This window comes from Bradyrhizobium sp. USDA 326, from assembly GCF_049739485.1.
In the GTDB taxonomy this organism is placed as follows: Bacteria; Pseudomonadota; Alphaproteobacteria; order Rhizobiales; family Xanthobacteraceae; genus Bradyrhizobium.
In genome coordinates this window covers 4,088,976-4,103,080 of sequence record NZ_JBMGQA010000001.1, presented here as the reverse complement: position 1 = coordinate 4,103,080, position 14,105 = coordinate 4,088,976, and the positions used below count along the sequence as shown (strand labels likewise).

The following is a 14,105-nucleotide window of genomic DNA, read 5'->3' as shown; positions in this document are numbered from 1 at the left end:
GGGCTCGCGACTTCGTCGCGCCCGGAATGACGGAGGAGACTACTCTCCCCACTGCCTTGCCAGCGTCGCGAGCGTGCAGCCTTCGCAATAGCGCGCGTCCTTGTAGTCGATCCAATTGTGCGCATAGACGCGATCAAGCGGGATGCCATAGCGCGCGCGCAGCACCTGCACGAGAATCTTCCACGCCGCGACCTGCGCCTCGGTCGGCTCCGTCGTGACATCGGGATAGTTGCCGGCGAACTCGACGCCGATCGAGTTGTCGCGCACCACCTGGCGGTAGGTCGAGCTGTTGTCGATGTACTTGTTGTCGTTGCGGTTGGCGCCATCGCCGTGGGTCGGCACCAGGTTTTCGGCGACGGCCCAATAGACCGTGCCGTCGGTCTCGACCCAGACCGTGACGCCGCGCCGTGTCGGGTTCTTCGCCTGCGCTTGCGCGCCGCCGCGCGCCGAGCCCGCAGGTCCCTCGGTCTGGTGCACGATGATGTTGCGCCAGGGCTTGGCGTTGCGGACGTCGCCCCACGGCGCCAGCCAGACGATCTTCAGGCCGGGAATGTCGGGCGTGCCGGAGGCGCGCGCGAGCTTGACGAGCTCGGCGTCGTCAGCGGCGGCGGGACTGATCAGAAGAGCGGCGAGAATGACCGCGAGCACGCGAAACATCATATGCAAGGCCCAGTGCGATCCAAGCCTAGCAGGCTTTACGCGAATTTCCTCAACGCCTCGATCGTGTCGGGCGAAAGCGGCGGCGGGGCGGGATCATAGATCGCGAAATCGTTCTTGCCGTTCTTCTTGGCGGCATAGAGGGCATGGTCGGCGTTGGCCATCAGGCGATCCGGGAACTCCCCGACGTCGCAGTCCCACTGCGCAACCCCGATCGAGATCGCGATCGGAATGTCGTTGCCGGTGCAGGTGGCGGCATCCTGACGGCAGACCTCGATCACGCGGCGGGCGATCGCGGAGGCCTCGCACAAGGACGAGGACGGCAGCACGACGCAGAACTCGTCGCCGCCGGTGCGGGCGAGCATGTCGCCGGGCCGGAGGCGCGTCTGCGCCATCAGGGTGAAGTGCTTCAGGCAGGCATCGCCGGCGGCATGACCATGCGTGTCGTTGACGGTCTTGAAGCCATCGAGATCGATCAGCAGCAGCGAGAACGGCGCGCCGCTGCGCGTCGAGCGGGCGCATTCCTCGGTCAGGCGCTGCAAGAGATGTCGCCGGTTGGCGACGCCGGTGAGATCGTCGAGCAGCGCAAGGTCCGCAACCTCGTTGCGCAGCCGCTCGATCGCCATGAGCAGACAGGCGAAATTCCAGCCCATGGCCAGGAACACCAGGAGCAGGATCATCACAGCCTGCAGGCCGTTGAAATTGATCGCGGTGATGGCGCCGCCATAGCCGAGCAGCGCCGCGCCGGAGCGGACGACGTGAATGGACAGGAGCAGAAAGCCCACAATCGCAGCGAGGCGCGCCCCCGGATTCTCCCGGCCGTTCTGCTGACCGAGCAGCAGCGGCAGCATCAGCGCAATTGGGGTCGATTGTGCCAGCGAGTAGATCACGACCCGCATCGGCATGTTGTCGGTGACGACCAGGAAGAAGGCGAGACCGGCGCTGGCTAGGACCGAGTTGGCGATCGCCGCTGGCCAGGACACCGGGCGGTGATAGAACCGGGCGACGCCCATGCAGGCGAGCCACGACGAAAAGATCATCAGGCCGCCGCCGCCGATCAGCGGAAAGCGTGGATCCATGACGTCACGCAGCATCGAGATGGCCGCGCCTGCTGCAGCCAGCACCGCCGCCGCCGTCCAGTACCGCGCCGCCTCGAATTTGGGATAGGCGCGCGCCACATAGGCCCAGACCAGGCCCAGCGCCAGGAAATTGATGACGATGACGGTCCAGAGTGTCGGCACGCTCAGCATGGCGACTGCGGGACGTGCATGGTCCCGCCCTCTTCGTTTGGCAACTGCCCGTACATACCCGCCCCCGTGTTCTTGCGGGCGATCATGTGCGCGGCGCGCTTAATGGAGTCTCACCGCAATCGCGCAAAGTCGGGCGTTGGTTTTGGATTGATGAATCCGCGAACGGATTGCGGCATCGTTAATCAAACCTTGCTGCGGAGAGCGGGCGGCGACGCAGCGGATTCGGGGCCAAAGATCACCCAAAACGCATCTGAGCTGTGGATAACGCAATGACGGAGATATGACGGCGCGGGGCAGCCGGCTCCGAATCTGCTGAGTTTGTCATCGAGGATGTTGCGAGGCTGGCCCTCCGCCGAGCATCCCTCGTGTCGCGTTCCACCATTAACCCCTAAGAGGATACTATGGCTAAGAAAGCGAAGAAGGCGGTGAAGAAGAAGGCGAAAAAGGCCAAGAAGGCGAAGAAGAAGTAACGAGGCTTCTGTTTCTTTGCCCGGGTGGAGTCTCGCTCCGCCCGGGCGTCGGGTATAGTCGGGCAGGTTGGAAGGTGGCGGGCGCAAAGCCCGCTTTTTTATTGGGTAAGTGTCCGAGGCGCGTTGCCTGGGACAAGCCGGGGCATGACGACGTTTCGAGAGGTGAAGAGAAGACTCTACCGCTCCGCAAACGCAAGCTTGGCACCGAGCGCGGCAAAGCCGGCAGCAAAGCTCCGCCGCAGCCAGGCCATGACGCGGGGACGGGAGATGACGCGCTCGCGCACGGAGGCAGCGCAGAGTCCATAGAGGACGAACACCGCAAAGGTCATGCCCATGAAGGCGCCGCTCAGTTCCAGCATGCGAGCCAGCACATGGACCTCGTCCGCCGCGATGAACTGCGGCAGGAAGGCGAGGAAGAAGATCGACAGCTTTGGATTGAGGATGTTGATCAGGAAGCCGGTGACGATGACGCGGCCGCTCGACCGCTCCTTGATCTCGCCGCCGACCGCGAGCGCCCCCCTCTCACGCAGCGCCTGCCAGGACATATAGAGAAGATAGGCGACGCCGCACCATTTCAGCACGGCGAACGCGAGCGCGCTGGTGTGGAGCACGGCGGCAAGGCCGAGCATCGCCGCCACCATGTGCGGCACGATGCCGAGCGTGCAGCCGAAGGCGGCCGCTATACTCGCGTGCGAGCCGCGGGTCAGCGCCGCCGCGAGCGTGTAGAGCACGCCGGTGCCAGGCGATGCCACGACGATGAGCGAGGTGAGCAGGAAGGACAAGGTCATGGACCGACCTTATCACCGCGGCTCGCGGCGAGAAAGCGCGCCCGCGGGGCAGCCGTCAGGACAGCTGAGCGAGCTCGGCCTCGCGCAGCACGTCGAGCGGCGCCCAGGGTTTGGCCCAGAACTTGGCGCCATCGGGCAAGGGCTGCTTCAAGGGGCGGCCGGAGGTGACGACGACATCGAGCTTCGGATTGCGGTGCTTGGCGACGTGCGCGAGCTCGACACCGTTCATGCGGCCAGCAAGCTGGACGTCGGTCAGCATCAGACAGAGCGCGCCTGCGCTCTTGTCGAGCACGCGCTCGGCGGCCTCCGCGCTTTCGCACTGGATGACCTGGTAGCCGCTCTCTTCCAGGAGAACGCAAAGCATCTCCCGCTGCATGACGTCGTCTTCAACGATCAGCGCTGTCGCGCGAAACGGCTTTGCTTGTCCCATCGGCGGCTCCCAATGCATGCCTCCATAACGCATGTTAAAAACCGAGGCCGGCAACGGTTCGGTTTCATTTCAAAAAAAAGTAATTCATAGTTCCACGTTCGGGGACTTGACGGGGGAATTCATGACGAAGATTCGGGGCGCCGCCGCCATCACGGGAGCCGCGAGCGGCATCGGCCGGGCGCTGGCGGTTGAGCTGGCGCAGCGCGGCTGCGATCTCGCGCTGGCCGACCGCGACGAGGCCGCATTGAAGATGGTCGCGGCGGAGATCGGAACAACGCGAAGGGTCAGCGTGCATCGCGTCGATGTCGGCGAGCCCGCCGACATCGCGCAGTTCGCAAGCGAAGCAACCACCGCGCATCCCGCCCTCGGCATCGTCATCAACAATGCCGGCGTGGCGCTCATGGGCTCGTTCGAGGAGATCGACCAGGCCCAGATGGACTGGCTGTTCGACATCAATTTCTGGGGCGTGGTGCACGGCACGCGCGCCTTCCTGCCACATCTGAAGACGCTGGCAGAGGCACACATCGTCAACCTCTCCTCGATCTTCGGCATCATCGCGCCGCCGGGGCAATCGGCCTATGCGGCGGCGAAGTTCGCGGTGCGCGGCTTCTCCGAGAGCGTGCGGCACGAGCTGGCGATGGCGGGAAGCCCGGTCAAGCTGTCGGTCGTCCATCCCGGCGGCGTCGCCACCGCGATCGCGCGCAACGCGCGCACCGGGATCGGCGTCACCGACAATGCCCGCCGCGCGCAATCGATCGACCGGTTCGAGAACGCAGCGAAGACCACGCCAAAGGATGCCGCGCTGCGCATCATCAGGGGCATCGAGAGGAACGAGCCGCGCATCCTGATCGGCAACGACGCCCGCTTCATGGACCTGTTGCAGCGCTTCCGCCCGGCAACGTACTGGGCGCCGCTGCAGCGGCGACTGGAGAAGATGGCGAAGGGGACGTGAGGAGAGACAATGTCTCTCCACCGTCATTGCGAGCGCAGCGAAGCAACCCAGACAGTCTCCGCGGAAAGACTCTGGATTGCGTCGCTGCGCTCGCAATCGAGTGTGGCTGGCGGCGCGCCGCTCCTCACTGCCCCGCCAGCCGATCGGCGAAATACCCGATCGTCTTGCGATAGACCACCGCCCTGTTCCATTCGCGCATCGCCTCGAAGTTCGGCGTGCCTTCATCATAGGGCTGGCCCATCTTGAAGCCGTTGGTGTGCAGGAGGTTCGCGGTCGAGGCGAGCACGTCGGGGACGCTGTGGCGGAGGTCGACATGGCCGTCGCCGTCGAAATCGACGCCGTACTTGATGTAGGACGACGGCAGGAACTGGGTCTGGCCGATCTCGCCGGCATAGGCGCCGATGAGGTCGCGCAGCGGCAGGTCGCCGCGCTGCACGATCTTGAGCGCGGCGAGCAGCTCGCCCTGGAACAGATCGGTGCGGCGGCAATCATGCGCGAGCGTCGCCAGCGTGCGGATCACCGGCAGCTTGCCGGTGTCGCCCTTGCCGAAATCACTCTCAAGACCCCAGATCGCGACCAGGATATAGCGCGGCACGCCGAATTGCTGCTCGACGCGGGAGAGCAGCGCGGCGTGACGCTGGAGCATCGCGCGGCCGCCATTGATGCGGCCGGGGCCGACACGTGTCGAGACGTACTGCTCGAAGCTCTTCTTGAAGGTGTAGCGCTGGCGCCGGTCGAAGGCGAGCACGGCAGCGTCCTGGGTCACGCCGCCGAGCGCCGCATTGGTCACGCCCGCCGAGACGCCGGCCGCCTGTGCTTCCTGCGCCATGCTGGCGACAAAGCTGTCGAAATCGCCGCCGCAGCGGGCGGCCTGCGCCGACCCGCCGGTCAGACAAACGACGACGGCGGCGGCGAGAAGCGGTCTCAGCATGTGCAGCAGTTCCTCAAATTCCTTGCGCGAAGCAGGCAGCCGATCATGCCCGGGAACGCAGCGAGCGTCAAAGCGGCAGGCTTGATCCGCATCAAACCGCCTCACGCCGTGCTTTCTAGATTGAGGCAAACAGGAGAACCGCACATGACTGGAATCACCTTGACCGCCGAGCAGATCCGCAATGCCCCCGCCCCGGTGCGGCAATGGATCGAGCAGGAGGTGATGGCCACACTCGGGCTGGCGCCACGGACGCCGGAGGCCGCGCCGCCACCACAGGCGGCCCATCTCGTCGCCTGCAGCGTGGAAGACATGGCCGGCGTGCTCGAGCACATCCGCGGCGTGCTTCCTGCGGTGAACGTGCTGTTCGAGCTCGGCCGCCCCGGCATCAGCTTCGGCCGCCCTGCGGTAATGACGTTCCGCCTGATGGACATCCTGCATCACACGCGCCTGCAGGATATCGGGCAGGTGATGACGTGCCTTGAGATGATCAACCAGGCGCTGACCGAGGTAAAGAAGGACCCGTCGGCTCGGTTCTGCGGCTTCGACAATGAGGGGCACTGCCTGATCGCGCCGCAGACGCAAGTGAGCATCGCAACGCTGTGGCAGACCATGATGGAGCGCCAACAGGCCGCGCAGGATTCGGGCAGCCGGGTCGCACCGGCGGCGTGAGGCGGATGATATCGTCGCGCCCCAGAATGACGAGCGGAGAGAGTCGGCGCTAGAATGCCGATGCCTGAGCAACCGTCAGTCACTGCATCAAAGCCGGCGCGAAGCAACCACCCATGTCCAACCATCAGCATCCTCGCCGGGCAACCCCCGCCCTCCTCCGCATCCCGCTGTTCCGCCTGCTCGCCATCAATCTCGCCATCGGCGCCGGCGCCGCCGCGCTGCTGGTTAGCGGCCTGCTCTGGCTCAATCCCGGACATCTGCGAGCTGATCTTCGCCGACCGCGCGCCCGGCGTGGCGCTTCTCCTGCTGCTCGCATCCTTTCTCATCACCTTCGGTTCCGCCGCGATGGGCACCGCGATCATGGCGCAGGGGCGCAAGGAGGACACCGACAAGGGCGGCGGGCACGGATCGCGACTCGCCGTGCCGGAATTGACGCAGCGCACACACACGCATTGAGATACGCGTTCGGAGGATGGCACCGGCTTTGCTTTGCAATCACAGGGCACGCCGGCGGGAATACGTGCAGGCCAACGCGTTTTCCTACAGAGCGCCTCGCTCTCGCTGGGTCGCAAGAGCAAGCGAGATGAACAAAATGATTTGGCAGCTCAAAGCATGTCTCTATGCATGACCATGTCGCACATCGGAACAAACGCATATCTGATGCGCTGGCTGCGACATCGGCACCACCACGATTTACCTTGCCATCGCAGCGCGCCTTCTATAGTATTCTATCTTAGGTTGTCGCCCTGCCAGCCCCGGGCGGCGCTGAAGACCAAGATAAACGGCGGGCTTCGGGCCCGCCGTTTATTGGAGACGAAAGTCTTCTCGAAGGGCCGCAGAAGATCTCTGGCTCCTCCTTCCTCCCCACATCAGGTACCTTCACAGCCGCGCCAAGCCCGCCGCGTTCGGACGCGGCGGAGGTCGATCAGCGCCAAAGTCATTTGACTGCGGCGTGGCTATCGACGAAAAGCCGCCATGGCCAAGAAACCCGGTACCAATCTCAAAGGCGAATTCGCCTTCTTCAACGTCGTCTATGAAGACGATTCCCAACGCTCCAACCGCCGCGTGCCCGCTGAACTCCTCGGCGGCCTCGACGGCGACGAACCCGCCCGCGGCTTCATCATGGAGCAGGACCGCGAGATCGCCGAGAAGAGCGGCCGCCCGCCACTGGAGATCAAGCGGATCGAGCGGGTGGGGGCGAAGAAGAAGTAGCGCGGTTGGACGCGTGATACTCCAAGCTCCAACGCAAACAAAAACGGCGGGCTTTCGGCCCGCCGTTTTTGTCTGGGGTGGATGCCCGGGTCAGGCCCGGGCATGACAATCCGAATTAATTGTCCAGGAAGCTCCGCAGCTTCCGCGACCGCGACGGATGCTTCAGTTTGCGCAGCGCCTTCGCCTCGATCTGCCTGATGCGTTCGCGCGTCACGCTGAACTGCTGGCCGACTTCTTCCAGCGTGTGGTCGGTGTTCATGCCGATGCCGAAGCGCATGCGCAGGACGCGCTCTTCGCGCGGGGTGAGCGAGGCCAAAACGCGCGTGGTGGTCTCGCGCAGGTTGGACTGGATCGCGGCGTCGATCGGCAGGATCGCGTTCTTGTCCTCGATGAAGTCGCCGAGATGTGAATCCTCCTCGTCACCGACCGGCGTCTCCAGCGACAGCGGCTCCTTGGCGATCTTGAGGACTTTTCGCACTTTCTCCAGCGGCATGCCGAGCTTTTCGGCGAGCTCTTCCGGCGTCGGTTCGCGGCCGATCTCGTTGAGCATCTGGCGCGACGTGCGCACGATCTTGTTGATCGTCTCGATCATGTGCACGGGGATACGGATGGTGCGGGCCTGGTCCGCGATCGAGCGCGTGATCGCCTGCCGGATCCACCAGGTGGCGTAGGTCGAGAACTTGTAGCCGCGGCGATACTCGAACTTGTCGACCGCCTTCATCAGGCCGATGTTGCCTTCCTGGATCAGGTCGAGGAACTGCAGGCCGCGGTTGGTGTACTTCTTGGCGATCGAGATCACGAGGCGGAGGTTGGCTTCCACCATCTCCTTCTTGGCCTGACGTGCCTCGCGCTCGCCCTTCTGCACGGAGTGCACGATCTTGCGGAACTCGACGATCTCGAGGCCGGTGAGCGCGGCGAGCTGATGCACCTCGTGGCGAAGGTCCTTGATGCGGTCCTTCTCGTGGTGGACGAAATTCTTCCAGCCTTTTGCGGACAGCTTCGAGACGCGGTTGAGCCAGCGCGGGTCCAATTCAGAACCCGTGTAGTTGCGCAGAAAATCCTCGCGCGCGACGCCGTGGCTGTCGGCAAGGCGCATCAGGCGGCCCTCATGCGAGACGAGGCGCTTGTTGATGTCGTAGAGCTGCTCGACGAGGCTGTCGATACGCGCCTGGTTGAGGCGCAGCGACTTCACCTCGACGATGATCTCGTCCTTGAGCTTCTTGTACTTGCGCTCCTGGTGCGGCGAGAGCGACTCGTTCTGGAGCTGGTTCTGGATGTCCTGCTCCTGAAGCTTGCGCAGCTTCTTGTAGCTGTCGGCGATCTTGTCGAAGATCTCGACCACCTTCGGCTTGAGCTCGGCCTCGATCGCCGCGAGCGACATCTGGTTCTCGAACTCGTCGTCGTCCATGTCGGCTTCGGCGGCGGCCTCGCCCGGATCCTTCTCCTCGCCGGCCTCGGCGCCAGCGGCTGCAGGCGCGGCACGGAACGGGGTCGGCGCCGGCGGCGCCGCAGGCGGCGCCACATGCGCGGGCGCAGCGGTGGCGGCGGCCTCGCCGCCCTCGGCCGAAGCTTCTCCGGCCTCGCCGCTGGGACCTGCGATCATCGCATTGTTCATTCCGCCCTTGGCGTCCGGGCCGGCATAAGTTGCTTCGAGATCGATGATGTCGCGGAGGAAGATCTTGCCCTCGTTGAGCTCGTCGCGCCAGATGATGATGGCCTGGAAGGTCAGCGGGCTTTCGCACAGCCCTGCGATCATTGCCTCGCGGCCGGCCTCGATGCGCTTGGCGATCGCGATTTCGCCTTCGCGGGAGAGCAGCTCGACCGTGCCCATCTCGCGCAGATACATGCGCACGGGATCGTCGGTACGTTCGCCCGGCTCGCTTTTCTTGACCTCGGTGACGGCCTTCTGGGTGACCTCGACGAGCTCGTTATCGGTCTCGTCGTCGCCCTCGTCCTTCTCTTCCTCGCCTTCGGTGTCGTCGGCTTCCGTGACGTTGATGCCCATGTCCGAGAGCATCGACATGATGTCCTCGATCTGTTCGGGCGAGGTCTGGTCGGACGGCAAGACTTCGTTGAGCTGATCGAAGGTCACGAAGCCGCGCTTCTTGGCCTGCTTGATCATCTTCTTCACGGCGGCGTCGGACAGGTCGAGCAACGGCGAGGGCGCGTCCTGGGAGTCCTTCTCCGGCGCATCCGCTGCCTTGTCGTCTTTTTCCTTGTCCTTCGCCTGCAGCGTCTTTGCCTTGGTGGCCATCCATTGCTCCTAAACGCGCTTCACGCGAGACGCCCGCAGCGCCTGCCTGAATTCACTTGAACCTGTTGCTCGACGCTCTCGCTTCGGCAGCTCTCGACACGGAAAGGGCGGCGCACAAACCTCTCGCCCCCCCAACTTTCTCTCGCCGGAATTGCCTAACGCTTCGTCAGCCTCTTTGTCGCGGCGGGTGCAGGTGTAGTGCCAACAGCGATTGCGCGGATTCATTCCTGACGCGTCTGTTCTGCCTGCGGCCGCCTCTGGGCCAAAGTGCTACAAGACCGTTAAGCCTCGATTAACCCTGTTTGTGCCGCCAAACCTTGGATTTGGCGAGTCTTTTAGCGGTTCCGACCCCGGCCGTCCGCATGATTCTTTCATCATACGCTCTTCTGAAGCCGGCCCGACAGCTCGCCAAAACCCTCGATCAGGGCCTCGGTGCCGTCGACCTCGGCCATCCGGGCCTTGACGTCACGGAGCCATGCCAAATTGGCCTCGCTGGGATCCTCCCCCAAGGCCAGCTCGGCGTCCTTCAGCTCCCTAAGTAGTGAATGCCATTGCCGATGCAAGACAACGAGCTGGTGCCACGTCGCAAGAACGTCATCCCGCGCCGCGCCTTCGCGGGCACCCCACACCGCCTGGGTCGTGATGCCATTCTCAACCCTTTGAAGAACTTGGGAAAATCCGCCCCGATCGAGATCGCCACGCATCTTTTCGGCCTGCTCGCCGGGCTCCGGCAAATGATGGTGGTCGTTGGCGAAGGCGGCGATGATGCCGGCCCGCAGCTTATGGGCCTCCGGATGGGCCAGCTCCAGGGCGGCGACCTCCTCGAGGTGGTCGTGCAGCAGCCAGGGGTGGTTGATCAGACATTGCAGGATCAGGGCCTCTCGGCGGGAGATCGCGCTGCGCTGGCCCTTCATGATCGGGCTTGCCGCCAGCTGGGGGCTCGCCGCCTGATAGGGGCCGGACGGGAGCGGGGTCGGGCCGGGGGCGCCGCGGCGGCCGCCGCCAAATCCCTGTCCACCAAATCCCTGGCCGCCGAATCGATTCGCGCTTCCCCCTGCCCTCGGCTGGAACGGCCGGCCGCCGCCGGAGCGGAAATTGCCCCGGCCGCCATAGCCGCGTCCAGCTTCGGGCGCGAAGGTGCGCTGCAGCCGCTCGACGAATTCGTCGCGATAATAGCGCCGCACCACCTCGTCGCGAATGCCGTTGGTGAGCTCCCTGATGCGCGCCTCCAGCGCGGCGCGGCGCTCGGGGGTGGCGAAATTGCCGCCTTCGAGCTCGCGCGACCAGATCATGTCGGCAAGCGGTCGCGCCGCCCCGATCACCTCCTCGATCGCGCCGCGTCCGCCGGAGCGCACGAGATCGTCGGGATCCTGCCCCTCCGGCAGCAGTGCAAAGCGCAGGCTCTTGCCGGGGCTGAGGAACGGCAGCGCGAGATCGGCGGCACGGTAGGCCGCCTTCTGGCCGGCGCGGTCGCCGTCGAAGCAGAGGATCGGCTCGTCCGCCATCTTCCAGAGCAGCGCGAGCTGGCTTTCGGTCAGCGCGGTGCCGAGCGGCGCCACCGCACCCGCAAAGCCCGCGGTGACCATGGCGATGACGTCGACATAGCCTTCGACGACGATCAGAGCGCTGCCGTCATGCGTGGCCTTGCGCGCGGTCTGGTGGTTGTAGAGATTGTCGCCCTTGTGGAAGAGCGGCGTCTCCGGCGAGTTCAGGTATTTTGCCGGAACGTCCTTCTCCAGCGCGCGTCCGCCGAAGGCGATGACGCGGCCGCGCAGATCCGTGATCGGAAACATCACGCGATCGCGGAAGCGGTCGTACGGCACGGGGATGTCGTTGCCGGCGACGAGCAATCCCGTCTCGACCATGTCGTCGACGGAGATGCCGAGCTTGCCGAGATGCTCCTTCAGCGCGAAGCGATCGGGCGGGGCATAGCCGAGGCGGAACTGCAATTGCGTCCCCGGCGAGATGGCGCGGTCGGCGAGATAGCCGCGCGCCTTGGCGCCGAGACGCGAGGCCAGCGTCTCCGCGAAGAATTTTGCTGCGAGATCCATGACGTCATGCAGCGATTTGCGTCGCTGCTCGTGCCGCGCCGCATCGGGCGTCACCGCCGGCAGCGGCAGGCCCGCCATGTTGGCGAGCCGCTCCACGGCCTCGGCGAACGGCAGACCGTCGGTCTCCATCACGAAAGTGATGATGTCGCCGTGCTTGCCGGAGGAGAAGTCGTGGTAAAAACCCTTCTGGTCGTTGACGTAGAAGGACGGCGTCTTCTCCTGCTGGAACGGCGACAGCCCCTTCCACTCCCGCCCCGCCTTCTTCAGCTTGACGCGCTTGCCCACGACTTCGGAGACCGAAAGCCGGGCACGAAGCTCGTCGAGGAACTGGGGCGTGAAGCGCATGGATTTTGTCTAGCGCGAAACCGGGTGAGTCGGCGAAAGATCAGGGATATAGGTGCGGCGCGGCCAAAGGCCAGGTTTGTCGGGTTTATCCGGGTTATTCGACCTATGCACAGGCCTTGGCCCCCGTCATTCGGGGGCGCCTAGCCCCCTCACCCAGTGCGCCCGTATCTTCGGCCGGCCTCGACGGATGACGGAGCGGGCGCCCGGAATGACAGAAGGCTTGAACCGCGCCCGGTTCCACGCTTCCATACGCCCATGTTCAAGACCTTTCGAGGCGGCCAGAGCGGGGGCTGGCGTGTGACCTCGCTTTCGCCCGTGACGGGCGAGCCCCTGCCCTTCGTGCCGGCGCTATCGGTAACCGACAGCGATGCCGTTTCGTTGCCGCTGGTACCCTCGCGCAATGCGTGGCGGCTGGTGGGTGTCGAGAGCAGCTTGCGCTACACCGAGCGATCCGAGAAGCAGCAGCTCGTGGCCGTGCAGGCTGACCTCGGCCGCATCGAGGCGACCAGCGCTGCGCTGATTCCGATCCGCAAGTCGCAGGCCTGGTGGGAGCTGACCCAGGAAGAGCGCCGCAGGATCTTCGAGGACAAGTCGCATCCCATCGCGAGCAGCCTGCGCTTCCTGCCTGCGATTGCGCGCCAGCTCTATCACTGCCGCGACCTCGGCGGGCCTTTCGACTTTCTCACCTGGTTCGAATTCGCCCCCGCGCACGCCGCGCTGTTCGAGGAGCTGGTGACGATGCTCCGGCAGACCGAGGAGTGGACCTATGTCGAGCGCGAGGTCGACGTGCGCCTGGTGAAGGAAGTGCTGTCGGCCTAATGCTCGAGGAAGCGGCCCGAATCGATGCGCGGCAGATCGGAGACGGGCCAGTTGTAGACGTAGGTCCAGGCCTTCTCCGTGGCGCCGTCGGCCCGCGTCACATCCACCAACTGGCGCAAATATTCGGTCGGCTCCGGAAAGCCCTCGCCGCAGGCTTCGTACATGTCGAGCTCGCGCAGGAGCTCGCCCGCCACGCGCAGGCGGAAGAGCTCGCCGTGGACGATGTCCGTCGGCACGTCGGAGAGCAGCAATCCCGGATAGTGCTTCACCAGAACGAGCCGGCCGCGGCAGGTGGCTTCACCCAGAAAATCCGCATGGCCCGTCAGCAGCCGCGCCATCGGATGGTCGAAGCCGCGCATCAGGGTGCCGTAGACGAAGAGGCGATCGAAGCTCATGGGTGTTCCAACGTTGCGACGACGGCGCAATACCGTTACTCCGTTTACACACGTTGCTCTTCCATAGGCAATCTAGATGGATTTCGAGACAACCGAGGTAACTGATCAACTGCTCGGCGAGGGCGACATTCCGCCCGTGCATGAGGTGAATGCGGCGGGGGCATCGCCCTTCCTGCTCACCGCGGATCATTACGGGCGGGTGCTACCGCGCGCGCTCGGAGATCTCGGTCTGGCGGAAGGCGAGCTTGTCAGGCACATCGCCTGGGACATCGGCATCGCCGGCGTGGCCGAGCGGCTCGCCAGGATGCTCGACGCGCACCTGATTGCGCAACGCTACTCGCGCCTCGTGATCGACTGCAACCGTCCGCCGGGCGTCGCGAGCTCGATACCTGTGATCTCCGAGGCGACCGCCATCCCCGGCAACGAGAATCTATCGGCCGCGGCCAAGGAGATGCGCCGGCGCGAGATCTTCGATCGCTATCACGGCCGGATCGGCGCGGCGATCGATGCGCGCGTGCACGCCGAGCGACCAACCGTGCTGGTGGCGCTGCACAGCTTCACGCCCGTCTATTACGGCGACCCGCGGCCCTGGCACATCGGCACGCTCTATCACCGCGATACGGTGCTGCCGCGGCTGATGCTGCAACACCTGCGGGGGGAGAGCGATCTCGTCGTCGGCGATAACCAGCCTTATGCGGTGAGCGACATCACCGACTACACCATCCCCGTGCACGGCGAGGCGCGCGGGTTGATCAACACCGGCATCGAAATCCGCCAGGACCTGATCACCGACGAAACCGGCCAGCAGCAATGGGCCGAGCGGCTGGCGCGGATCCTGCGCGAGATCGCAGCAACGCTGCGCGAGGACGGAATGGCGTGATG

Annotated in this window: 13 protein-coding genes and 1 pseudogene; 6 read left to right on the top strand and 8 right to left on the bottom strand. The window is 64.9% G+C overall.

All coding sequences use genetic code 11. The annotated features are described in order from the left end of the window. Positions 1-39 precede the first annotated feature (39 nt). From ABIG06_RS19345 to ABIG06_RS19330, 4 genes are all read right to left on the bottom strand, one after another. Positions 40-660 (bottom strand): peptidoglycan recognition protein family protein, encoded by a 621-nt coding sequence (locus ABIG06_RS19345; protein WP_370140874.1) that lies wholly within the window; start codon positions 658-660, stop codon positions 40-42. Between the two features lie 35 nt (positions 661-695). Next, on the bottom strand, positions 696-1,907 hold the full coding sequence (locus ABIG06_RS19340) for a GGDEF domain-containing protein (protein WP_370138179.1): 1,212 nt from the start codon (positions 1,905-1,907) through the stop codon (positions 696-698). Positions 1,908-2,553: 646 nt separating this feature from the next. Continuing rightward, entirely contained in the window at positions 2,554-3,165 is a 612-nt protein-coding gene (locus tag ABIG06_RS19335; protein WP_370138178.1) for a LysE family translocator, read from the bottom strand. A gap of 55 nt (positions 3,166-3,220) precedes the next feature. Then, complete coding sequence (locus tag ABIG06_RS19330; protein ID WP_370138177.1) at positions 3,221-3,595, bottom strand: response regulator; 375 nt, start codon at positions 3,593-3,595, stop codon at positions 3,221-3,223. A 121-nt stretch (positions 3,596-3,716) separates the two neighbouring features. Here ABIG06_RS19330 and ABIG06_RS19325 point away from each other — a divergent pair, with 121 nt between their 5' ends. Continuing rightward, positions 3,717-4,547, top strand: coding sequence for an SDR family NAD(P)-dependent oxidoreductase (locus ABIG06_RS19325; protein WP_370138175.1), 831 nt, complete (start codon positions 3,717-3,719; stop codon positions 4,545-4,547). A gap of 124 nt (positions 4,548-4,671) precedes the next feature. Here the strand turns inward: ABIG06_RS19325 and ABIG06_RS19320 are convergent, their stop codons facing one another. Then, positions 4,672-5,478: a lytic murein transglycosylase gene (locus ABIG06_RS19320; protein ID WP_370138174.1), complete on the bottom strand. Its 807-nt coding sequence runs from the start codon at positions 5,476-5,478 to the stop codon at positions 4,672-4,674. A 144-nt stretch (positions 5,479-5,622) separates the two neighbouring features. On the opposite strand from ABIG06_RS19320, the gene ABIG06_RS19315 reads away from it, so the two are divergent. The 3 genes and pseudogenes from ABIG06_RS19315 (at position 5,623) to ABIG06_RS19305 (ending at position 7,359) form a co-directional block, all read left to right on the top strand. Continuing rightward, the gene (locus ABIG06_RS19315; RefSeq protein ID WP_124160472.1) at positions 5,623-6,147 is read left to right on the top strand and encodes a hypothetical protein; all 525 of its coding nucleotides are present in this window, start codon (positions 5,623-5,625) and stop codon (positions 6,145-6,147) included. 113 nt (positions 6,148-6,260) lie between these two features. After that, positions 6,261-6,603 (top strand): annotated as a pseudogene (locus ABIG06_RS19310) (hypothetical protein). Positions 6,604-7,122: 519 nt separating this feature from the next. After that, the gene (locus ABIG06_RS19305; RefSeq protein WP_370138173.1) at positions 7,123-7,359 is read left to right on the top strand and encodes a hypothetical protein; all 237 of its coding nucleotides are present in this window, start codon (positions 7,123-7,125) and stop codon (positions 7,357-7,359) included. Between the two features lie 115 nt (positions 7,360-7,474). On the opposite strand, the gene rpoD is transcribed toward ABIG06_RS19305, so the two are convergent. Together rpoD and dnaG are read right to left on the bottom strand one after the other, a co-directional pair. Beyond that, positions 7,475-9,613, bottom strand: coding sequence for an RNA polymerase sigma factor RpoD (gene rpoD, locus ABIG06_RS19300; RefSeq protein ID WP_370138172.1), 2,139 nt, complete (start codon positions 9,611-9,613; stop codon positions 7,475-7,477). A 374-nt stretch (positions 9,614-9,987) separates the two neighbouring features. Beyond that, positions 9,988-12,009: a DNA primase gene (gene dnaG / locus ABIG06_RS19295; protein ID WP_424578371.1), complete on the bottom strand. Its 2,022-nt coding sequence runs from the start codon at positions 12,007-12,009 to the stop codon at positions 9,988-9,990. A 255-nt stretch (positions 12,010-12,264) separates the two neighbouring features. Here dnaG and ABIG06_RS19290 point away from each other — a divergent pair, with 255 nt between their 5' ends. Beyond that, on the top strand, positions 12,265-12,828 hold the full coding sequence (locus ABIG06_RS19290) for a chlorite dismutase family protein (protein WP_424578370.1): 564 nt from the start codon (positions 12,265-12,267) through the stop codon (positions 12,826-12,828). Here ABIG06_RS19290 and ABIG06_RS19285 read toward each other — a convergent pair. Then, complete coding sequence (locus ABIG06_RS19285; RefSeq protein ID WP_370138168.1) at positions 12,825-13,223, bottom strand: gamma-glutamylcyclotransferase family protein; 399 nt, start codon at positions 13,221-13,223, stop codon at positions 12,825-12,827. The two genes, ABIG06_RS19290 and ABIG06_RS19285, sit on opposite strands and share 4 nt — an antisense overlap. Before the next feature lie 76 nt (positions 13,224-13,299). On the opposite strand from ABIG06_RS19285, the gene ABIG06_RS19280 reads away from it, so the two are divergent. Then, positions 13,300-14,103 carry an N-formylglutamate amidohydrolase gene (locus tag ABIG06_RS19280; protein ID WP_370138166.1) on the top strand — a complete coding sequence of 268 codons (804 nt, stop codon included), beginning with the start codon at positions 13,300-13,302 and terminating at the stop codon, positions 14,101-14,103. Positions 14,104-14,105: the final 2 nt, after the last annotated feature.